This window comes from Coprococcus sp. BIOML-A2, from assembly GCF_009875795.1.
In the GTDB taxonomy this organism is placed as follows: domain Bacteria; phylum Bacillota; class Clostridia; order Lachnospirales; family Lachnospiraceae; genus Coprococcus; species Coprococcus aceti.
Map to the genome: position 1 here is coordinate 25,469 of NZ_WWSI01000001.1, position 22,826 is coordinate 48,294.

The 22,826-nt window shown below is 40.8% G+C and carries 20 protein-coding genes and 2 pseudogenes; 5 read left to right on the top strand and 17 right to left on the bottom strand.

The window, feature by feature from the left end; genetic code table 11:
• Window positions 1-19: 19 nt before the first annotated feature.
• The 3 genes and pseudogenes from GT575_RS00125 to malQ form a co-directional block, all read right to left on the bottom strand.
• Entirely contained in the window at window positions 20-1,537 is a 1,518-nt protein-coding gene (locus GT575_RS00125; RefSeq protein WP_015534111.1) for a response regulator transcription factor, read from the bottom strand.
• Window positions 1,538-1,709: 172 nt separating this feature from the next.
• Window positions 1,710-3,959 carry a glycogen/starch/alpha-glucan phosphorylase gene (locus tag GT575_RS15495; protein ID WP_243147815.1) on the bottom strand — a complete coding sequence of 750 codons (2,250 nt, stop codon included), beginning with the start codon at window positions 3,957-3,959 and terminating at the stop codon, window positions 1,710-1,712.
• A 48-nt stretch (window positions 3,960-4,007) separates the two neighbouring features.
• A pseudogene (gene malQ / locus GT575_RS15500) lies at window positions 4,008-5,486 on the bottom strand (4-alpha-glucanotransferase); the annotation flags it as partial.
• A 171-nt stretch (window positions 5,487-5,657) separates the two neighbouring features.
• Here malQ and GT575_RS00135 point away from each other — a divergent pair.
• Window positions 5,658-6,545, top strand: coding sequence for an AraC family transcriptional regulator (locus GT575_RS00135; RefSeq protein WP_022215944.1), 888 nt, complete (start codon window positions 5,658-5,660; stop codon window positions 6,543-6,545).
• 18 nt (window positions 6,546-6,563) lie between these two features.
• Here the strand turns inward: GT575_RS00135 and GT575_RS00140 are convergent, their stop codons facing one another.
• Together GT575_RS00140 and GT575_RS00145 are read right to left on the bottom strand one after the other, a co-directional pair.
• Window positions 6,564-8,042, bottom strand: coding sequence for a C69 family dipeptidase (locus GT575_RS00140; RefSeq protein ID WP_161171228.1), 1,479 nt, complete (start codon window positions 8,040-8,042; stop codon window positions 6,564-6,566).
• 59 nt (window positions 8,043-8,101) lie between these two features.
• Window positions 8,102-8,689 (bottom strand): VanZ family protein, encoded by a 588-nt coding sequence (locus tag GT575_RS00145; RefSeq protein ID WP_161171229.1) that lies wholly within the window; start codon window positions 8,687-8,689, stop codon window positions 8,102-8,104.
• A gap of 232 nt (window positions 8,690-8,921) precedes the next feature.
• Here GT575_RS00145 and GT575_RS00150 point away from each other — a divergent pair, with 232 nt between their 5' ends.
• On the top strand, window positions 8,922-10,025 hold the full coding sequence (locus tag GT575_RS00150; protein WP_161171230.1) for an endonuclease/exonuclease/phosphatase family protein: 1,104 nt from the start codon (window positions 8,922-8,924) through the stop codon (window positions 10,023-10,025).
• Between the two features lie 209 nt (window positions 10,026-10,234).
• Window positions 10,235-11,716: a nucleotide sugar dehydrogenase gene (locus GT575_RS00155; RefSeq protein ID WP_022215939.1), complete on the top strand. Its 1,482-nt coding sequence runs from the start codon at window positions 10,235-10,237 to the stop codon at window positions 11,714-11,716.
• A gap of 99 nt (window positions 11,717-11,815) precedes the next feature.
• On the opposite strand, the gene GT575_RS15365 is transcribed toward GT575_RS00155, so the two are convergent.
• Both GT575_RS15365 and GT575_RS15370 read right to left on the bottom strand, forming a co-directional pair.
• Window positions 11,816-12,328 carry a hypothetical protein gene (locus GT575_RS15365; protein WP_330577003.1) on the bottom strand — a complete coding sequence of 171 codons (513 nt, stop codon included), beginning with the start codon at window positions 12,326-12,328 and terminating at the stop codon, window positions 11,816-11,818.
• Window positions 12,328-12,741, bottom strand: a complete 414-nt coding sequence (locus GT575_RS15370; RefSeq protein ID WP_330577002.1) for a hypothetical protein — start codon at window positions 12,739-12,741, stop codon at window positions 12,328-12,330. Before GT575_RS15370 ends, GT575_RS15365 begins: the two co-directional genes overlap by 1 nt.
• 286 nt (window positions 12,742-13,027) lie before the next feature.
• Here GT575_RS15370 and GT575_RS00165 point away from each other — a divergent pair, with 286 nt between their 5' ends.
• Window positions 13,028-13,453, top strand: coding sequence for a hypothetical protein (locus tag GT575_RS00165; protein WP_022215937.1), 426 nt, complete (start codon window positions 13,028-13,030; stop codon window positions 13,451-13,453).
• 99 nt (window positions 13,454-13,552) lie between these two features.
• On the opposite strand, the gene GT575_RS00170 is transcribed toward GT575_RS00165, so the two are convergent.
• The 5 genes from GT575_RS00170 to rfbB form a co-directional block, all read right to left on the bottom strand.
• Window positions 13,553-14,071 (bottom strand): hypothetical protein, encoded by a 519-nt coding sequence (locus GT575_RS00170; RefSeq protein WP_156332990.1) that lies wholly within the window; start codon window positions 14,069-14,071, stop codon window positions 13,553-13,555.
• The gene (locus GT575_RS00175; protein ID WP_022215935.1) at window positions 14,044-14,922 is read right to left on the bottom strand and encodes an Abi family protein; all 879 of its coding nucleotides are present in this window, start codon (window positions 14,920-14,922) and stop codon (window positions 14,044-14,046) included. The genes GT575_RS00170 and GT575_RS00175 overlap by 28 nt, the downstream gene beginning before the upstream one ends.
• 413 nt (window positions 14,923-15,335) lie before the next feature.
• Window positions 15,336-15,686 carry a metallophosphoesterase gene (locus tag GT575_RS00180; RefSeq protein WP_015534121.1) on the bottom strand — a complete coding sequence of 117 codons (351 nt, stop codon included), beginning with the start codon at window positions 15,684-15,686 and terminating at the stop codon, window positions 15,336-15,338.
• A 267-nt stretch (window positions 15,687-15,953) separates the two neighbouring features.
• A complete protein-coding gene (locus GT575_RS00185; protein WP_055145591.1) occupies window positions 15,954-18,236 on the bottom strand; it encodes an NUDIX hydrolase in 2,283 nt (760 codons plus the stop codon).
• A 19-nt stretch (window positions 18,237-18,255) separates the two neighbouring features.
• Window positions 18,256-19,218, bottom strand: a complete 963-nt coding sequence (gene rfbB, locus GT575_RS00190; RefSeq protein ID WP_161171231.1) for a dTDP-glucose 4,6-dehydratase — start codon at window positions 19,216-19,218, stop codon at window positions 18,256-18,258.
• Between the two features lie 242 nt (window positions 19,219-19,460).
• Between rfbB and GT575_RS00195 the strand changes: the two genes are divergently transcribed.
• Window positions 19,461-20,507, top strand: coding sequence for a beta family protein (locus GT575_RS00195; protein ID WP_161171232.1), 1,047 nt, complete (start codon window positions 19,461-19,463; stop codon window positions 20,505-20,507).
• A gap of 27 nt (window positions 20,508-20,534) precedes the next feature.
• On the opposite strand, the gene GT575_RS00200 is transcribed toward GT575_RS00195, so the two are convergent.
• From GT575_RS00200 to GT575_RS15600, 5 genes and pseudogenes are all read right to left on the bottom strand, one after another.
• Window positions 20,535-21,092 carry a sce7726 family protein gene (locus tag GT575_RS00200; RefSeq protein ID WP_161171233.1) on the bottom strand — a complete coding sequence of 186 codons (558 nt, stop codon included), beginning with the start codon at window positions 21,090-21,092 and terminating at the stop codon, window positions 20,535-20,537.
• A 163-nt stretch (window positions 21,093-21,255) separates the two neighbouring features.
• Entirely contained in the window at window positions 21,256-21,405 is a 150-nt protein-coding gene (locus GT575_RS00205) for a hypothetical protein (RefSeq protein WP_161171234.1), read from the bottom strand.
• Between the two features lie 390 nt (window positions 21,406-21,795).
• Complete coding sequence (gene cptIN, locus GT575_RS00210) at window positions 21,796-22,245, bottom strand: type III toxin-antitoxin system CptIN family toxin (protein ID WP_161171235.1); 450 nt, start codon at window positions 22,243-22,245, stop codon at window positions 21,796-21,798.
• Window positions 22,246-22,523: 278 nt separating this feature from the next.
• A complete protein-coding gene (locus GT575_RS15265) occupies window positions 22,524-22,646 on the bottom strand; it encodes a hypothetical protein (protein WP_279284474.1) in 123 nt (40 codons plus the stop codon).
• A 93-nt stretch (window positions 22,647-22,739) separates the two neighbouring features.
• Window positions 22,740-22,802 (bottom strand): annotated as a pseudogene (locus tag GT575_RS15600) (helix-turn-helix domain-containing protein); the annotation flags it as partial.
• Window positions 22,803-22,826: the final 24 nt, after the last annotated feature.

Consider the following 22,826-nt stretch of genomic DNA (forward strand, 5'->3'; position numbering starts at 1 on the left):
TTCCAAGTCTGCTGTATGTCTACTCACCGCCTGCAACACCGCTCTCCCTGAATTTCTGAGGGCTCACTCCATAAAACTCCCTGAAACTCGAACAAAAGTAGGATACATTCTGATAACCACACATCGCACCTATATCTACAATCTTCGCCATACTATTCTCAAGCATATCCCTTGCCCGCTCCATTCTGTATGACTTGATAAATTTGCTCAGGTTCTGTCCCGTCTCTTTCTTAAACACTGTGCTGAGATAACTTGGGGCAAGATATACCATATCCGCAAGCATATCTATGCCTAGCTCGCTCCCGTAATTCCTGTAAATATACTGCTTTACTATCTCCACTTCCTTATGTCCGGTCTGACTCTTGTCCTCAAAGCAGGCCGCGAGTCTGTCTATCGCAACCTCAACAAGACCTGTAAGACTCTGAAAATCTGTCGTCATATACATCTTTTCAACATCCTTGTTAAGATCCGCCTCACCAGTCCCATCTATACTGCCGTATATGTCCTTCAAAAGATTTGAGTAGAGAAACTTTATATATATCTGTGAACACTCATTCTTGTGCCTGTACTTTTCACAGAATTTGTCAAAATGTTCCCTGAGTGCCTCTACATCCTTCATCTTGATGTCCTGTTTCATCTGTTTCATGAGAGTGTCATCATCAAACTGGATCATTCCTGACGAATCGCTCTCCATATTTGGGTAGAACACCTTTATCTCCGGATGATAAAACTTATTGTCCATAAGCTCATCAAGCTCATCGACCTTCTGTTTCATGTCCTCAGGGTTCTCTATATCCGATGAAACTGCTATAAAACATTCCTCATCGTAATCACTTTTAATTATCCTGGCAAGCTCCTGGGCCGTGTAAACCGCATCTGTTTCATCGCCCAGAAAAATAAGTTCCTGCTGTTGATTCAGATTGAGGTATCTCTGTATTCCAAGTGCCATTATCTTCTCATTTTTCTTGAAATCTACATCTCGTCTTCCAAAGAAATCGTGATTAAATTCAACCAGCAGAATTCTCTTAAATCTGGCGAAATTCAGGTTCAGACCGTTGTACTCTCTGCGTATACTCTCTATATCTTCGCCATTTACAAGCATATATAGCGCATGCTCATAAAGGAATTCCATGCTCTTGCTCTTGAGCTCATCCGAGGCTTTAGCCGCCTCTAGCTCATCCACAACCTTCTCCAACGTCTCCTTAAACTCCTTCGGGTCGACCGGTTTCAATATATAATCCACAACTCCCAGCCTTATTGCTCTCTTTGCATAGTCAAATTCATTGCAGCCGCTGAATATCACACATCTCATTTTCTTCTTCTCATTTACCACATTGTCAATGAGTTCTATGCCGTCCATGAAAGGCATCTTCACATCGGTGAGGAGGATATCATAATTCTCCTGACGCATCTTCTCCAATGCATCAAGACCGTTTACCGCCTCGTCGATATCAAATTCCATATTCAGCTTTTTCAGGAGGAATCTTATCCCGTTTCTCTCTATTCTCTCGTCATCAACGATCAGTATTCTATACATCTCTCCACCGCCTTCCTTTTTCTTGATGTGAACTGTTTTCGCATCACATTACAACTTTAGTATATTTAATTATAACCGACTTACTTCCTGTTCGCCACCAAAACCTAAATCAAAAGGGGACGGAGGTGCCTGACCCCTCCGTCCCCTGCTGTGAAATAAACTAAGTTTTATATTATAATCTCCAAATGTCCTTGTTGTACTCAGCGATGGTTCTGTCTGATGAGAAGAATCCAGCCTTGCTGATGTTGACAAGTGCCTTCTTTGCCCAAGTCTTACGATCCTCGTAGTCTACAAGTACGCCTTCCTTGGTCTTGATATAATCTTCAACATCGAGGAGTGTCATGAACCAATCCTTTACGATAAGTTCGTTGTGAAGTCTCTCAAGGCTTTCCTTCTGTCCGATCTCAAGGAGCTCATCGCTCACGATGAAATCAACAAGCTTCTTGATCTCAGGCTGCTCGTAGTAATCCTTTGACACATAATCAGCCTTTGCATAGTGGTCGATGACTGCCTCGCTTGACTCGCCGAAGAAGTAAATGTTATCCTCGCCGACAAGCTCTCCGATCTCAACATTTGCACCATCTCTTGTTCCGAGTGTAAGCGCGCCGTTCAGCATGAACTTCATGTTTCCGGTACCTGATGCCTCCTTTGATGCAAGGGAGATCTGCTCTGAAATGTCACATGCAGGTATGATCTTTGCTGCCTTTGACACATTGTAGTTCTCGATCATGACAACCTTGAGGTATGGACTTACCTCTGGGTCATTATCGATGAGCTGCTGCAGGCAGAGGATGAGATGAATGATATCCTTTGCGATGGTGTATGCAGGAGCTGCCTTTGCACCAAATATTACAGTCACAGGAGTCTTTGGAAGATTTCCTGCCTTGATATCGAAGTACTTGTGGATAACCCAGAGTGCGTTCATCTGCTGACGCTTGTACTCATGAAGTCTCTTAACCTGTATATCAAAGATAGAATTCTCATCTATGTCAATGTTCTGTGTCTCCTTAAGGTAATCCTTGAGAACGACCTTGTTCTGCTTCTTGATATCCATGATCCTGCCAAGGACTGCGTCATCATCATAGAACTTAGCGAGGTCATTCAGTTTCTCTGCATCCTTTTTGTAGCCGTCACCGATGAGCTCTGTGATATATGCTGCAAGCTGCTCGTTGCAGTGGAGAAGCCATCTTCTGAATGTGATACCATTTGTCTTGTTGTTGAACTTCTCAGGATAGATCTTGTAGAAGTTGTTCAACTCAGAATCCTTGAGGATCTCTGTGTGAAGGTATGCAACACCGTTTACACTGTGGCTATAGTGTATATCAATGTGTGCCATGTGCACTCTCTGATCCTTGTCGATGATATATACGCTCTCATCCTTGTATCTGTTACGAACCTTCTCGTCCAGCTTCTTGATGATAGGAACAAGCTGTGGAACAACCTTCTCAAGGTAAGCAAGCGGCCACTTCTCAAGAGCCTCTGCAAGGATAGTGTGGTTAGTGTATGCGCACACCTCTGTCACGATCTCTGTAGCCTCGTCAAATGATATTCCCTCAGCGGTAAGAAGTCTGATGAACTCAGGGATCACCATTGAAGGGTGTGTATCATTGATCTGAACTGCTGCATAATCAGCCAGATCGTGAAGATTTGAACCCTTTGCCTTAGCCTCATCAAGAATGAGCTTTGCACCATTTGCCACCATGAAATACTGCTGGTAGATACGGAGAAGATTTCCAGCCTCATCGCTGTCGTCCGGGTACAGGCAGAGTGTCAGGTTCTTTGCAATGTCTGTCTTGTCGAAGTTAATTCCGCCCGGCTCCATGATGGACTCGTCAACGCTCTCGATATCGAAGAGGTGGAGCTTATTTGTTCTGTTCTCGTATCCGGTTACATCTATATCGTACATTCTTGACTGGACTTTCAGATTGCCAAATGTGATCGTGTTGGTAACGTCTGTCTTCTCGAGCCAGCTGTCTGCCTCAATCCAAGGATTTGCAGTCTCCTTCTGGTAATTGTTCTCAAATACCTGCTTGAACAGACCCATGTGGTAATTAAGTCCAATTCCATCTCCGTGAAGTCCGAGGGTTGCCATGGAGTCGAGGAAACATGCTGCAAGTCTTCCAAGACCGCCATTTCCAAGTGATGGCTCCGGTTCAACCTCCTCTATGTCATAGATGCTCTTGCCATTCTCAGCAAGCACCTGTTTAACCTCGTCAAATACACCAAGGTTGATGAGATTGTTCGAGAGAAGCTTTCCTATGAGGAACTCTGCTGAGATGTAATAAACCTTCTTCTGTCCCTCCTCTGAAACCTTTCCGTCTGCGAGCTTCTTTGTCATATCAAGGAGTGCGAAGTATATCTCCTCATTTGTACAATCCTTGATCTCCTTGTTGTATTTCTTCATGCAAATATCCTTTAACATAATATCCTCCTTACAAATATACGTCTTCACCCTGTTTCTTCCATACAGTCTGGTGAGATCCCTTAATTTATCTATATGTTCCTGTGTAAATTCCCATGTTGCTCCCTTGGTAAGCCGCCACTTCCAATTGCCGCCAAGCGTTGATGGATAGTTCATTCTGGCGCTGTTGTCCTTGCCCAAAATATCCTGCATCTGAAGTATGACCGTGTCCGCTGAGCTCATGTAAAGTGCATGTATCATCTTCTCTGCCACATCATCCAGGCTGTTCGCCATGAGGTACTTCATCATATATTCCTGAAGCTCCTCACCCTGTCCGCTGATATAACTTTTCAGCATATCATTGTCGTGGGTTCCGATATACGCTACGTAGTTCTTTGCGTGATTGTGCGGCAGATATTCATTTGCCGTATTGCCGTCAAATGCAAATTCCAACACCTTCATTCCCGGATAACCGGATTCCTTCACAAGTTTCTGAACCTCTGGCACGACCACGCCGAGGTCCTCAGCTATAACCTTGGATGAACCTATGGCACTGTCTATAGCATCGATGAGTTTCTTTCCCGGTCCCTGTCTGTAGTAGCCATCCTTCGGCTCGCCATTTGCCGGGATGCTGTAGTATCTGACTATTCCGATAAAATGATCTATACGGATCACGTCGTAGAGCTTTGCAGATGCAGCAATTCTCTTCTTCCACCACGCGAAATCATCCTTCTCCATGACATCCCAGTCATAAATCGGGTTCCCCCACTTCTGTCCGTAGCTTGAGAACATGTCCGGTGGGCATCCTGCCACAACTGACGGTGCCAGACTTCCAGAAAGCTGGAACTGATCCGTGTTCGCCCACACATCAGCACTGTCCAGTGCCACATAGATTGGAATATCTCCAATGATGCTTATGCCGTTTCTGTTGGCATACTCTTTTAATGGCATCCACTGCTCGTAGAACTTGAACTGAAGGAATTTGTAGAATTCCACGTCTTCACCAAGCTTTTCTCTGTAAGCTGCCATAGCCTCCGGCTTTCTCTTCTTGATCGCCGGTTCCCACGCAAGCCATTCTCTATTGTTATGATCAGCCTTGATCGCCATATACAGCGCATAGTCATCTATCCACTGTTCATTTTTCTCTATGAAATCTACGTAATCCCTGCTGTCTTTGTGCTCTGATCTGCCAAATGCTTTTCTGAGAACTTCAAATCTCTGTCTGTATATTCTGGCGTAGTCGATCTCGTCATCACTGTCAGCCCATTTGTAGGATTCTACCTCCTCTTTCTTGAGAAGCCCTTCAGCTATCAATGTATCCAGATCGATAAAATACGGATTGCCCGCAAATGCTGAAAACGACTGATAAGGACTGTCACCGAAGCTTGTTGGTCCTATCGGAAGCACCTGCCAGTACTTCTGCCCTGCTCTTTTCAACATATCAACAAAATCATAAGCATCTCTTCCCATAGTTCCAATTCCATATGGTGATGGGAGGCTGCTTATCGGCAGGAGTATTCCTGCGCCACGCTCCAACGCTTTACTCATATATGATACCTCCTGAACAGTTCCTGTTATGGCTTGTATTTTATTAGCATTTCCCCTTTTATGCTTGCATTATATAAGCAATTTATTGTACAATTCTATCATCTTGATGATGTACAATATGTAAAAGCTGTAAAAAATCGTCGAATTAACAAAAAGGAGGCACATGGTTATATGAACAGTCTTGAATACGAAAATCTTCTGGAGAATAAGACCCATGCGGACCCGATGTTTCCGTACAATACTTACCTGTGCTCCATACCACTTGACTTCAATTCTGTGTCTCTGCACTGGCATGAATTTATGGAGATTATCTATATCAAAAAAGGCAAGGGAAATGTGACTGTGGACTTCACAACTCACTATGTTGAGGAGGGTGACATAGTCATTATCCTGCCAGGACACATTCACGGAATCTCCCAGCACGAAGGATATTCAATGGAATATGAGAATATTCTTTTCTCCGTCGACATGTTCAGATCCAGAAATCACGACTCACTGGACAGCGAGTTTTTCCTGCCTCTGCTGGCGGGCGACGTGGATATCAAGAGTATTTATGACAGGGACGATCCATTATATCCGTCTCTTTCCGCGTGTCTTAACAGGGTAGACAAGCTCTGCTCAGAGACGCCAAAGGGATACCACCTTGCACTTAAGGGATGCTATTTTGAATTCTTCTACATTCTCTATGCCAACTCCACCGCAAGGGATGAGGCAGACAGGAAGAACCGAGCCAGGGATCTGGAGAGAACAAAACTCATCCTCTCCTACATAGACGAAAATTACAAAGAGGCCATATCCATAACGGATATAGCCTCCTACTGTGGATTCTCTGAATCCCATTTTATGCGATTTTTCAAGAACACCATGGGGGTGTCATTTGTATCATATCTGAACGACTTCAGGCTGAATGTTGCCGCAAGACTTCTCTCCTCCAATGACGAGAGCATACTCTCCGTCGCGGAGAACTGCGGCTTCTTCAACCTGTCCTACTTCAACAGGATGTTTAAGAAAAAATACGGCGTGACTCCGGGTAAATACAGGGATAATCATAACCTGTAAGCGGCCACTCATTGCCTACTACGCATCAGATCTTGAATACGAGTTCTTCATCTGATTGCTGAGTTCATAGAGAACCCTGCCAAGGGTTGCATTTGCCTCACGTCTCACCATGTCTGTGGTCTCCTGGTTGGCCTGCTGGCGGAGTTTCTCGCCCAATGGCTGTTCATTCATAATATCATCATATCTGTATATTATCTCATGTGCCTTGGACATGACTTTCTCCTCGTACCTTTCGATATGGAACACCGACTTCGCATAAGATGCATCCGCCATCGCCGCGATCATACGGCTGGTCCAGTAGAAGTTGTCCGTGGAAACATCCGCCCCTGTATTTGCCAGATACTCAGGAGTCGTGTCTACATTTGCATAGAAAGGAACCATGACATTGAATGCATTCGATGCAAATGCTATCCACTGTACAGCGCAGATATCCTCACCAACATATGGTCTCATCTGGATCGCCGACATGAAATCCGTCCTGTTCACACCTATCGATCTATATGCCCCGCGCATCTTATTGTCGCCGTAATTGCCGTACGGATCATACGGAGTTCCCTGATAATGCGAAGAAAGCACATACTTCACATCCTCCATGGTTATCTTCTTCTCTGGTATCATGCACCATGGAATGTCATCCGAAACCGGCGTAAAGTCCGCATCCGGTCCGTCCCAGACTGCCGAATTCGGGTTGAGCGTCCTCTCCATGAACCATGCCCTCGGGGTGTTGTACACGTGATCCGCATCGTCGTGACTGCCGAATATATCCCGTGGACAGATCGTGTCCTCCATATTCTCCACGTTCAGATGATACTTCTCTATAAATGCTGGAAGATCTGCCGGGCACATGAACTCGCTCTGCGCTCCCATTGCGTCTGCCATATCAAATTCGTCCATACCAAACTGGTTTGGCATGACAACATACACATCATCAGGAACTTTTCTCGCGATCCAATGATGTCCTCCGATGGTCTCAAGCCACCAGATCTCGTCTACATCCTGAAACGCAATTCCGTTCATCTCATAGGTTCCATATCGTTCAAGCAGGCTGCCAAGTCTCTTCACGCCCTCTCTTGCGCTCTTTATATATGGAAGTGTGATACTGACTATATCCTCCTCGCCGATACCTCCAGCCTTCTCAGGCTTATCTCCCTCCGCAGGCTCATAGCACACCAGTGGATCCGCGCCGAGCACTCTTGGATTTGAGGTTATGGTCTCCGTCGCCGTCATAGCCACATTTGCAGAATTCACTCCGCTTGCCGCCCAGATTCCTTCGCCCGCCAGCGCATTTGGAACACAGGTGTAACGCATCGGATCATCCGGAAGTTCAATCTCCACATGGGATATCTCCGACTTGTATATTCTTGGCTGCTCCTCCGGCTTCACAACCACATATTTCTTCGGCGTGTACGAACCGGCACCCGAATCGTCATTTCTCGCTATTATTGTTGAACCGTCATAAGACGCATTTTTTCCTACCAATATTGTTGTACATGGCATGATCTATTCCTCCATCCGTTAAATTATTTGCTTTCACCTTATTTATTTCTGAAAATATGTTACCTATATCTGCCCAACGCCTGAATCTGTTTTACACCTATAACCTTTTTTGCGATCAGAAATATAATATATCCCGCAAGGCTTCCGAGGGTATTCATAACTACATCATCGAGCTGGCAGTAACCGCGCTCTGTTATAAGCTGAACCGTCTCTATGCAGACACTGCACAGAAATCCAAACAGTACAGTACATTTGGACAACCTGTCTACCGCCCTGCCATCGCCATTCTTACTTCCAGCCACCGCCAGCGGGAAAAGCACGCCGAACGGCACAAAGAGCAATATATTTTCTATGACAAATGCGTGCTCCTGGGGCGTCACTCCCCACGTATGAAACAACGTCATGTCAATGCCCTGCCTTGAGCCCGGCTCTCTGGACAGGAACACAGTAACTGCCATCACCGCCAAATACACCACCAGCAGGAACCACACTATTAACTTCTTCACACGTCCGCCGGCACTGACCTTTTTTCCTGCAGGACTCACTGTATACACGAGATAAACCACGACTGCTATGCATCCGCATAGAATCCCTATCGGAAGGTAGCCCGCGACCTCCATTATATCTTTTATAATAAGTTCAAACATACATTCCCCTCAGTAATTTCTACTATACTATGTCTTGCTGCTCATTATATCATATATCATCGTGCGCAAGCGCGATGACCTGCGCACGCATCAGCGTGCTACATTATACCACGATTCCCAACATGTGTCATTTTACACATTGTTTACATACACCGCGTCTGATATACTTTACATGTCAGTCCAACTAACCATTTGGACGGGCTGAACAAATATAGAACAGGAAATATCCAACATGATAATAGCAAAAAAAATTCTAAAAATAACATGTATCGTCCTCGGCGTGATCCTTGCGGCCGCCATAATATTTGTGGGAGTTCTCACTATAACAGAATACAAGCCAGACGATTCCGAATCCCTTGAGGTCACATCCGGAAGCACATTTGGCAAAAATGCAACCGGCTCAGCCAAGCTTTCACCATCTGTCGGCGACTCCATATCCATCGTGACATGGAATCTCGGCTACGGATCCCTCGGTGCAAATGCTGACTTTTTCATGGATGGAGGAGACAGTGTGTACACTTCCACAGCCAAGCAGGTAAACGACAATATGGAGGCCATCACATCAGAGCTGAATTCACTTGCCGCTGACATCTTTCTTCTCCAGGAGGTTGATGAACGATCATCCAGAAGCCACAAGATAAACGAAGCCGATATTTTGAGGGAAAAGCTGCCGTCATACACAAGCTCATACGCCTACAACTACAAAACACTCATGGTTCCATATCCACTTCCACCGATCGGCAGAGTGACATCAGGAATAATGACTCTCAGCTCATTTGAAGTATCGGATGCAGAAAGAATACAGCTTCCATGTCCATTTTCCTACCCGATCAGACTGTGCAACCTGAAAAGATGCCTGATCGTGTCCAGAATACCGATTGCCGGAAGTGAACACGAACTCGTCATAGTAAATCTCCACTTGGAGGCTTATGACTCAGGCGAGGGCAAAGCCGCCCAGACCAGGATGCTCGCCGACATTCTCCAAAATGAGGCTGCAGCAGGGAACTACGTTATCGCAGGAGGCGACTTCAACCAGACTTTTTCAAATGTGGATCTGTCCGCATACCCTCAGCAGTCCGCTGACCTGTGGGCACCAGGAAGCATAGATGTATCTGAATTTGGAGATTCCTTCACCTGCACCACCGATTTCTCAGCTCCGACATGCCGATCCCTGGACAAACCATACGAAGGACATGACCACGAGAGTTTCCAATATTATGTCATCGACGGATTCATAGTATCGAGCAATTTGCAGATCAACTCCACAGAGACCATAGATCTGGATTTTAAAAACAGCGATCACAATCCGATAAGACTCGATGTTGCGTTGAAATAAACTATATTTTCAGTTGTTTTATGTATGTTATTTTAATTAACATTAATTATGTATAATTTTATGTTTAAAATACATTTTTCTCTTGATTTATGCCGTTTTTACATGTATTATGGCATTGTAAATGTTATAAATATTAACATTTGTTGCTAGTTTTGAATAATACTTCTAAGAATAATAGAGAATACTCATCAGAGAAAGGAATTTTGATCATGAAGAAATTATCACAGTCACGTCTCGCCGACACTGTCATGAACGGAAGAAAAGAAAAGGGTATGACCCAGGCTCAGCTCGCCGATGCAACCGGTATCAACAGAGCACTCATTTCCAGAATAGAGCAGAAGGATTTTGTTCCTTCTATAGAGCAGCTCGAAAGTTTATCAGAGGTTTTGAACTTCGACCTCACAGAAATGTTCATCAATGCTGGCGCACACAAGCTCGAGTCTCCATCCCCACTGAACATTGCAGTGGCAGGAACCGGTTACGTTGGTCTGTCCATTGCGACCCTGCTGGCACAGCACAACCATGTAACGGCAGTTGACATCATCCCTGAAAAGGTTGATCTCATCAACAACAAGAAATCCCCTATACAGGACGACTATATTGAGAAATATCTCGCCGAGAAGGAGCTTGATCTCACAGCAACTCTCGATGGCAAATCAGCATACAAGGATGCAGATTTCGTAATCATAGCTGCTCCGACAAACTACGACAGCAACAAGAACTATTTCGACACATCAGCCGTTGAGGCCGTTATCGAGCTCGTCCTCAAGGTCAACCCTGATGCCATCATGGTCATCAAATCAACTATACCAGTTGGATATACCGAGTCCGTAAGGAAGAAATACAACACGTCAAATATCATTTTCAGCCCAGAGTTTCTTCGTGAATCAAAGGCACTGTACGACAACCTCTATCCATCAAGGATAATTGTCAGCACAGACAAGAATGACGAGAAGATAGTTAAGGCATCCCATACATTTGCCGCACTGCTTCAGGAGGGTGCCCTCAAGGAAGATATAGACACTCTGTTCATGGGCTTCACCGAAGCTGAGGCTGTAAAGTTATTTGCAAATACCTATCTCGCACTCCGCGTGTCCTACTTCAACGAGCTTGACACATACGCAGAGATGAAGGGACTTAACACACAGGACATCATAAACGGCGTATGTCTCGACCCAAGAATCGGAACACACTACAACAACCCATCATTTGGATACGGCGGATACTGTCTGCCAAAGGATACAAAGCAGCTCCTTGCCAACTACAACGACGTGCCTCAGAATATGATGAGCGCCATCGTTGAGAGCAACAGAACGAGAAAGGACTTCATCGCAGACCGCGTTCTCTCCATCGCAGGCTACTACGACTACAACAATAACGGTGATTACTCAGCAGCCCAGGAGAAGGAATGTGTCATAGGTGTATACAGACTGACGATGAAGAGCAACTCCGACAACTTCCGCCAGAGCAGTATACAGGGTGTCATGAAGCGTATCAAAGCCAAGGGCGCAACCGTCGTTGTATATGAGCCAACCCTTGAAGACGGAACCACATTCTTCGGAAGCAAAGTTGTAAATGACCTAGACAAATTCAAATCCATGTCCGACGCTGTCATCGCCAACAGGTACAATTCATGCCTCGACGACATCAAAGACAAGGTATACACAAGAGATCTGTTCCAGAGAGACTAATCCTTAAGAAGACCTTTAAGAACATTTTTATAACATAAAAAATAACCGAATGATACGAATTAAAACTTGTATCATTCGGTTATTTTTTGTCAATATTTCTTATGAATTAGCCTGAGCCTTGAGCTCCTCAAGCATCTGAGGAAGTCTTGTATCCATCTCGTCATCCTTGAACTGACATGTACCAACCTTCCTGTGTCCACCGCCACCATACTTGAGCATAAGGCTTCCAACATCCATGGTCGCTGTGCGGTTCAGGATACTGTATCCAACTGCTGCCGAACATCCCTGTCCACCACGTCCGCTTACTATCCACGCTGACACATTCTGTTCAGGATACATACTGTATATCATGAAACGATTGCCGGTGTATATCGGATCCACTCCGCGAAGATCGCTTATGATAAGATTACCGTCCACTATGGTATGTGCCTTGACCATCTCCTTGAACTTCTCTGTCTGCTCATTATACAGAACTATTCTCTCCTGTATATCCGGCATGGCAAGTATCTCATCAGTGGTCATGGTACGACATGCATCTATAAGCTTCTCCATGAGCTGATAGTTTGATATGGTGAAATTTCTGAATCTTCCAAGTCCGGTTCTAGGATCCATCAAGAATCCAATAAGTATCCATCCCTTTGGATTCTGTACCTCATCGATGGTAAGGTAAGATTACCTGAATCAACCTTATCAACAGCCTCCATCATATCGTCAAACTGCGGAAATCTCTCTCTGCCTCCATAATACTCATAGATTATTCTAGCGCACGATGGAGTTATACGACTCTCCCCCTTGTATTTACCCTCAAGCGCCAATCTCTCATGCTCACTTGAATGATGATCGAACCAAAGTCCGCAACCCTCAACAAATGGCACATTTGCAAGGCAGTCATCCTCCGTAACCTCGATCAATCCGTCCTGAAGATCCTTCGGATGCGCAAACTTCCAATGATCAATAATTCCCGCTTCCTTCAGCAGTGCGCCACACGCAAGTCCATCAAAATCCGATCTTGTAACCAACCTCATAGTAATTCCTCCCTGGTATTGAACTTCAGCCCTGTAAAACCGGGCTGAATCGTTCATTTTCCGTAACAAATATATCTTAATTATATAGAAGCGGGTGGGGTATTTCAAGGTTGGATTTTCCATAAATGTCTCATTGATTAAATATTCCTATCTTTATTTTTTTGTAACACACTTTTACTCACGCTCCAAAACTCTAAAGCTCTAGCACTCCACACATTTACTCATTATTGACTTCTTTATACATATGTAATATTATAATCAAAAACACTAAAGAGAGGTTACTATCATGGCAGATATAAACTGGGAACCATTTATTTCTACTCGTGCCCACAAAGCATCACAGGCACTTCCACAAATAACGATCTCAAAAGACAATGGTCGTATTTCTTTAAATGCGACTGCCTGCGAGTTAATCCCTGGATTTTATTCATTAAAATACGCGGAGGTATATTGCGGATCTATCGAAGGAAAACTTAAGAAAATACGACTACAATTCACAAATGATAAAACATTTAAGAGTATCCCTATCTCTCGAAAGAAATACAAGGGAACATTTACAAACGGAGCCGTCATACACTCTAAATCATTAGTTAATGACATTTTTAGTACTTATCCAGATTTAGAGCGCACTAGCCATTTTAGTGTGGAACCTCTAACTATAAATGACAATATCGGACTTTCTTTTGACTTTGTTGAATCTCTTATAAAATAATTGACGTTATATCACAAGATCCCCCTTTCTTGTTGCTAAGAAAAGGGGGATCTTATATAATTCTTCCTAACCATTACCTGAGCAGGCAAACCCAATTAACTAATTTTCATTGTTTTGGGCCTTAAACATAAACGTTACAAATTCGTCTACATTCTTCCTTTCAATTGATGTCAAATTGTAAATATCTAAATTATTAGTTACAACATACTTATAGAATTCTATAACATCATTAACTTTTTTATTATTTCTTTTTAACAGCCCGTAAAAATAATCTTCATTCGTTTTATTTTTTATTCCTTCAGAAATATACCTAATTCCTTCCTTAAATCTATCAAAGTCCTTATACTCCATGATATTGTTAATTTTGGCATAAATCAGAGCTATTGTAAAATCTATATGTGCCAATGCTATTTTTACTTTCTCATTCTCTCTATTCCCCTGTATTTCCAAGTTGTGCTTACTTATCAAGTAACTTTCTTTCAATTTCTTTCTTCTAACACAAAAATGGACTGTGAAAAACCTCAATCGAGTTTTTTCACAGCCATTTTTATGCTCCTCAATATTATTTATCTGTCTCTGCAAATTCCAACTTAACCTATCTCCAATAATTCCTTCCAATTATCAGTAAATCCCATTGTCCTTACATCTACTTTTTCATACTTCTCTATTAATGCTTCTATTTGGTCTACATATAAATTCCAGTGTTTATCATGCAACAGAATGTGTCTCATACATAATAATACACCAAACATTCTATTATTTCCTATTCCCTGTTGGGAATATTCCTTATACAAGATAGGTGTCTTTGATAGTTTTGCATTATACAACCGCCCATAATGTGCACAGATATTACGTACATAAGAAATACTCTCCAGCCAGCTCTCTAAATATGTATATCCAATTCCAAAGCTTTTAGCTACCGCTTTTTTATCTGTATTTTTCATATTTTTATAAAATTTTGAAAGAGTCCCAAAACTGAATACCTCTACCAGAGCGTATATCGGTAAATCTCCACCCTCGTAATTAGTTCTGAAGTTTTTCACAAAAGGGGCTTTAGAATTACGGCCAACTTCCTCTTTTATATCCTCTAAAAAAGATCTGTGATATTCTTCATCAACAAAATTTTCAGAATTCATATAACCAAGGACTCCATATGTTTCCGCAAAGTAATTGGCAATTCTACATCTAACATTTACTTCTATCTTCTCTATCTCAGCAAATGTTATCTGTCTGAAATTAGCATTAAACAGGTATAACTCTACAATCTGCTCAAACGTTACTCCTTCATCATAGTCCCCATTTTTTGCTTTAAAACCCAAACTATATGCCTTAATCAGCCTGAAGTATGATATATCATTCAATATGTGCCTTGCATAATCTTCATCGCTGATAACTAATCCCAGTGTCTTTAAATTCTCCACCTGTTCATCAATCGACAGTGATGGTTGATGCCGTTTCAGTTCCCCCATATATTTTCTCCTTAAAATTAAAAGACCCAACGTGGTCCGCATCGTTGAGAGGCGTGTTGGGTTCTGTTGATATTAGTATATGCGATTTTCATAAAAAAAACAACGTTTTTTTCAAGTATGTGCATTACCTCGCTCTACTTTTCATCAACTCGAAAACATTAAATGATGATTGGAATTTTAATGGGAAATGTCTGCTATTAAGTGTTCTCTTTCACATACCAATCCCGACTTTCCTGCTTTAACAACCATAAATATTCTGATAATAGTTCTTGATTTAATATGGGAACTGAGAATCTATCACTCTTCCCAACTACAGTTATTAACTGTTCTTGCAATCAATTCCATCTATAAACATTGCATATTTATCTAATTTTGAATATGCTATAGATAATATGCCCCAATTTTTGCCTATTTTATTCACCTTTTCTACATATATTAAACCTTATTGCTCCCTCTTTTTTTACAAAATTAATAACTTTATTTTTTTCAGGACAATTTCTATCTACATCATGATTTCCTGGCACTATAAATAAACGTTTCTCTGGCAAGCCAATCGCATTACATATATTTTCTATTTCTTTTCCAGCATTTGAAGGGAAATCTCCACTTGGCGCATGTCGAATGTCCCCCGTAAAAAAAGCATAATCAATTTTTCCAACTACAGTGTCCAAATACCACAAAAGATTTTTGCGTAATCTTTTGATTTCTGTTCCAGTTAAATTAAGATGTAAATCTGAAAAATGAATCCATCTAATTCTTGACATTCTTTGCTACCTTCTCCGCATATAATTCTATTATCTGAAAATGTATTATCCTCCCAACGTATTTATATGTGAGTTATAACATATTATTATTCTAAATCTTAAGTTGCAATAATATGTATATTATAATATATAGCTATATCAAAGTCTATACAATATAGAAAAACTTAAAAAAACAGAGAGACTTACATCTCTCCGTCTTTTTCAATTTATATTATATTGCAAATCTTATCATATTTGTAACCATTCTCCCATACTACATATAACACATTACAATTCCGCCCTGGCTCTTCTCCGCTTCAAGCGCCAACACCTCTCCAGCTCCAACGCCCCCAGCGTAAATCCATCATCTATCCTCTTCTTACTAACCCATATCTCCATCTGTTTCCTTGTTAACTCAATGGTAGATATAATCCCTTCATGGCCGCAACGTTGTTTGTAGGCGCCTATATTGGTCAAAAATACATGGACGCATCCCCCCGTGAGGCCACTGTCGGCGGCTATACGGCCGAGTTCAATCGGCTCTCCTATGATATCGGCGCCCAGTTCCTCTCTAATCTCACGGCGTACATCTTCAATCGGTGTACAATTTGGATCAGAAAAACCACGAGGGCATGCATACTGTCTTCTTCTGATTGCATGTCTGAACTGTTCCAGCAAAACATATTTTCCTTTGTGCTTCGCCAGAATAACCACACCATCGTTTCCATTTGGCAGGACTCTCTCATAAGCCATAAGTTCATTATCATCCTTGCGTATCGGGTCTACCACCATCATGTTATATGCGCTGCTGTAAACAACTCCATATTTACGGCTATGTAGCTCCTCGTCACGGAGGATCTGTTTTCTGGCCTCTAAAGTATCCAGGGACGCTATCGGATACGATTTATATTTCGAATCCTCTTTTGTTATATTCCTATCTTCACAAAGCTTTAAATATCTCTTCAGTTCTTTTGTCAATGTGTATCTTATTTTTTCGCCTTCACAAAAATGTTCAGAGTTATCTAATCCTTTCATGACCGAATTCACATATGCCTTACTTTTTCTAAAGGTAATCCGAACCATATCCCTAAGCAGTTGCCAGATTTCCGCTAAGGATTCTGATAATGACAAAGCATCAAGTCCAGGAATCTTAGCTATGAGCGAAGTCACGATCTCTGTAATTATCAGCATAACCATTGTCTGAATACCCGAAGGAACCGAATTCCAAAATGCTACAGCAGGTTTTATCCAACTATTTTGCATAGCTTTTGCGGTCCAATAATCACCTGTCAGTTCGGGACTTATCACTATTAGAAAACACAAAATAGCAAATACTATTTTCTTCAATATTCCACATAAAAGTTTCAGTTTTCTTCTATACTTGTCCTTCTTAGCGTTATTCTCATAATAGAATACATAATTCCTATCTATTTCTGGTTTATCCTTGACATAACCTACAATTCTTGCAGCATTAACGATCTTTGGGGGGCTATATTTTCCCAGTTTGAATGTCTTAAAATCATTTTTCTCATCAACAAGATATCTTTCATCACGTTTCCTTCCACCATCCCACGTGCGCTTCAATCGCTTAGAAAAGTCACATTCAAATGTATTCTCACCATGGCAGGCACTACCCCAATCTTCTAAATCCCTCACATCATAATGCCTTGACACGTTTGATATACTGCTCTCGCAAGCATAGTTATAACACAAATCAACAATTGCCTGTGCATATTGACACCCCTTGACATTTGTGCCTGTTTCTACCAATTTTTTAAGCTTTCTGATATACACTGAACGATTATTTTCATTCTTATTTTGCTTATATATGTTATCAAGTATCGTTTGAGCACTTCCCCACAGCTCCACATTATCTTTCGGAACATATAAACGTATAACCTTATCCAATATCGAACTGAATTTCCAACAGCCCAACTCACCATCAGCCCTTGGACTTATGTATATATCATGCATCATGCTCAATTTGATCACGGTTTCCATAAAGCTATACAAGTTCTCCAATATCTCAGCCATAGCATCCCAGGATAGATTAGTCTGGTGCTCACCATTCTTGTCCACTTCAACAAATATATCTATGAGCTCATCTCGCCTGTTCTTATAATCATCATTATACTGCTCACCATTCTCATTCTTCTTTAGTGCCAAAGCCATCTGACCGTACTCATATATTTCAGACAAATCAGAATACAGAAGGCACCTCTTCATAATTGCGGTAAGTCGTTTCTGGCTATATTTCAATGGAAGTGCGGAATATATAAATTGCTTGTCATCCTCTATCGAATCCATCAAATACTGGGACACAGTACGTATATCGCCATACTGGGATATCTTGATAACCCCACTATCAAACAATTTCAGCAAAGCCTCTTTGTATTCTCCGTTTTTTAGCAGGCTGAAAAAGCCCCTCGAATCCACCATCTGATTATAAGTCAAGACAACTATATTACCATTTGTCACAATCTCATCGTACAATGCAGCCTGTCCCGCAATTATCTCCTCATCTGTTTTGCGCACAGAATCCAATTCAAACAAATATACATATTTACTCATCCCTTCACTCTCCCATATCCTACATTCCCCTCAACCTATCTGCGTACCACCTGATAGTTTGCCGTATTCCATCATCGAAATCCACCTCCGGCCGCCAGCCAAGAGTCTGTTCAATCTTAGTTGAATCAATAGCGTACCGCATATCATGGCCTTTCCTATCGGTGACAAATGTTATGAGTGACTCAGGCTTACCCAATTCCCTGCAAATCATCCTGACAATATCAATATTTGTCCGTTCACAATGACCGCCCACATTGTATATCTCACCAACTTTTCCCTGAGTCAATATCGCATCTATGGCACGGCAATGGTCATCCACATGTATCCAATCCCTGACATTTATCCCCTGTCCATAAACAGGCAGCGGCCTGTCTGCCAATGCATTTGTCACCATCAAAGGGATAAGTTTCTCAGGGTACTGGTATGGTCCATAATTATTTGAACACCTGCTGATGGTAACCGGTAAGCCATACGTTCTATGATAAGCCATAACCAAAAGATCTGCAGCCGCTTTCGAGCTGCTGTACGGCGAGCTCGGACAAATCGACGATTCTTCAGTGAATAACAGATCCAGCCTGTCAAGAGGCAGATCTCCATACACTTCATCCGTACTTATCTGATGAAATCTGCCGACATCATATCGCATACATGCATCCATCAACACGGAAACACCCTTGATATTCGAATCAAGGAACACCTCCGGGTTATCTATAGATCTGTCTACATGCGACTCCGCTGCAAAATTCACGACCACATCCGGCCTCTCCGCCTCAAATATACGATACATCTCACCTCTATCGCATATATCCGCCTTATAAAAAACAAAATTAGACCTGTCCAAGACAGGTCTAATCGTATCCAGACTTCCCGCATATGTGAGTTTGTCCACGCACACAAACTCATACTCAGGATGTCGATCCATCATATAAAATATAAAATTACTGCCAATAAAACCAGCTCCGCCGGTGATTAAAACCTTCATATGTTATACCTCTTTGTACAAAACAAGTTGTGGTTGGTATAAGTATAACATAAAGATCAGTAAAGCATAAGTTTTTAGAGAATTAGAAATGCATTTATTGTAACCATTTTCATAACCAATATTGACTCTGGTTAGTATATATGTTAACCTAATATATAGATAATTATCAGATTTTTAATATGTTTTATAAATATGCGAAGTCACAAACCCATAATAAATTAATACAAAAGGAGATTCATACTATGAATATAAAATATACGCCAATTTTAAGATGGAAAACTGGAGAAAGAAAATGTCTTGAAAATCTTTCTCCTGAAATATCAAGTCAAATTATTCCATTTATTGAGGTTGCTCCTCCTACAGTTTCCTCAACAACCACAGACGAATCTGCCTACGAAAAAAAATTAAAAAAATTGATATCATCTTTCAACATAAGTTGGGAGGATAAATTATTCTATTTATATTTATCAGCCAGTTGGTACGCAGACGTTTATAACCCTGACGAATATTTTGATATATACAGAAATTTATTCACACTCATACATCATCCAGGAGCTATACCAGCTTTTGACATCAATGATGAAATCAATATCAGCCATGCGGCAAGTTTAGAAAATACAAATGGAATTTGCTTAAGGATACACGTGAACGACTTTGAATCGATAAGTCAAACTCTGCAAGATTATATTGATAATTTATGGATTATTCCCGAAGAAACTGATCTGTTACTCGACTTAACTTACATCGACGATGAGATTTATCCTAAAAAAGCGGCATTAACAACTGCAATATCTGATATCCCTAATTTGTCTAATTACAGACGTATTATTATTGCCAGTTGTTCATTTCCTAAGGATATATCGAACCTTACTTCAAATTGCATAAGCGAGCGCAAACGTGCTGAATTAGCAATCCATCAAATATCTCTGAATTTACAACGTAATTTTACTTTTAATTATGTATATGCTGACTATGGACCTATGAACTTAAATGAAACACCTTACATAATTGGCATGTCTCCTACTTTTAAAATTAAATATTCTACCGAGGAAAAATATCTAATCTATAAAGGACTTCCTCTCAAAAAGGGAGGACTTGACCTAATAAATATAGTAACTGCATGTAAACAGCTCATAAACCACCCTCTTTATTCTGGTAAGTCATTCTCATATGGAGATGGCATAATAGATTCGATAGCTAACGGAACAAATAGCAAGGGAGGGAATCTCACCAATTGGGTCGAATATAGCTTTAATCACCATATTACCTTGATTGTCTCTTTAATGTAAAAAACGGAGAGATTAGAATAAATATATCTAATCTCTCCAATTCTCTCTATATTTAATTGTTTCTCGTGTATAATCTCTTATTTGTTTTAAAGAAAATTTTTCCAGTATTATTTGCCGCAATATTCTTCTATTTTTCCCAGATATTCCTTTTACTCCAGCCTTTTTCAATAACGAAATAAGTTCTTCTTTCCATAATAATTCAAGTAAGGAAATAGCCTCTATGTTTTTATTTATTTTAGCATTTCGTTTTTTTCTAATTCTATATTCTCCTTTGAATTCCCAAACTATGTATATTCCCCAATATTCAGGAATATATTCTTCTATTTTATCTTTAAACTTCTCTCCTACCACAATTGAAACCATATCAAACGTCTTATCATAGCATTTTTGTTGCAACGGAAGTCGTTCTAATGTATCTGCATCACTTTTAATCTCGTATCCACACAGTTTTCCATTTGCAACCGCAACATCAACTCTTGCTTCCCCATCACAAACAGCCAATTCCTCTACAATTCTATAATCATGTTTGGCATTTATTTTATTCAATTCATCAATCAAGGTTGTTCTTATATCATTGTCTTTCAACAAAGCACAATCCCCCTATACATTTCCTGACATATTTGAACTAACGATTAAAAAGTATACCACTTTATATAATAATTCTCAAATAACTTTTATTTGTCGAGCAAATGCCAAAGTTACTGTCAAGGAAGGCTTTGGCAGACATGCTATACTCTGTATGAGTAAACTAGCATATTAAGGAGTCTTGCCCGTATGGACATGCGTTTTCTCCGTCTACTGGATTGGCAATATCTCCACACAATAATATTACTCTGGAACATCCAATATATTTACTATCTTCATTGGCCTTCACATTATATATAACTCTATTCTCCATTCACTCCACCGATTTACTCCAACATCATAACATTGACCTATTGTGCGCTTTTCTGCAATATTTTTCTAATTCTATCAATACAACTTCTTTATACTCCATTAACATTCTACCATACAATTCTTTTTTATACTATGTCTTTAGCATTCAAAATCAATGTGTATCTTTGATATTGTGTTTTTGTATGTCAATATATAATTCCCCATAACCACCAATTGCCAGCCCCTTAAATCTCTCCTATAAATGCAGTAATAAAGAACTTAGCCTTAATCGGATCACCTGGAACCTCAGTCTCAATAACTCCGCATATACTTGCTGATAACAAATACAACATGATTAAATCCTGCCTCTATAGTATAATGAATTACATATCAAGTAACTTTCTTTCAATTTCTAATACATTGGGAATATAAGTTTTGCGCCTTTCCTCTGGAGCGCCAACACTTTGCTTGCTTTTTCTTTTAAATCTTTTTCCAATATACCGGTCACACGAACCGGTACATTTGACCTTGCATCAAAATATTCATTTTTCATATATTTTGATGTAATAGGACACATATTTTGAATAAGGAACGCTTTTTCATGACCGAGCACCTCGCCAAAAACTATGGTATCACAGCGCTTATATTTTTGTATTTTGCTGTTATAGATCTTTTTAAACTTTGATACCTGAGATGAAAATGGAATCATCCAATATATTCCTGTAGAATTATCTTTGAATGTATAAAAACAAGGTCTATCATGCACCTGCCCATTTACTGTCTCTTTATTCTTCATAAAATATTGATCCGGAAAATCCATAAAATAACTATCATCTATGTAATAAAAATGCCCTGCTTCCATTTCTTTCTCCTAACAAAAAGAGACCTCACTCTCACGAATGAAGTCTCGAAACATTTGAACTCGATCTTTTATAAGTCGCATATCGAGTAGCGACAAACATTTGAACTCGACCTTATTTCAGTTGCATATCGAGTAGCAACAAACATTTGCAGCAAATCGCTTACTGTAACTAAAGTATATATTCAAATGCCCTCACTGTCAATACACACGGAGTTCAAAATCAGCTTGCTGCTGTATTATTAGTATATGCTTCTCCACTTCTTCACATTCAAATTTCATTATTCCTTCGCCATCATCTTCATATATGAAATCAGATGTTCCCTGTCTTCAAAACCCATCTTGCCAAATGTATCTATAACCCATCTTTCTTCAGTATCTTTTGGAATAACAACATAGTCCATAGTCTGCCCCCTCTTGCTATCTTCTGTAACACCAGATAGCAGATATTCTGGTGTTACATCCAGAGCTGCACATATGAGCAATATCTTGTCTGAACCTGGATTCGTATTCTTCTTCCGCCAATCACTGATCGTTGTGGTCGCTATCCCAGTTCTAATTGAAAACTCTTTCTATGACATTCC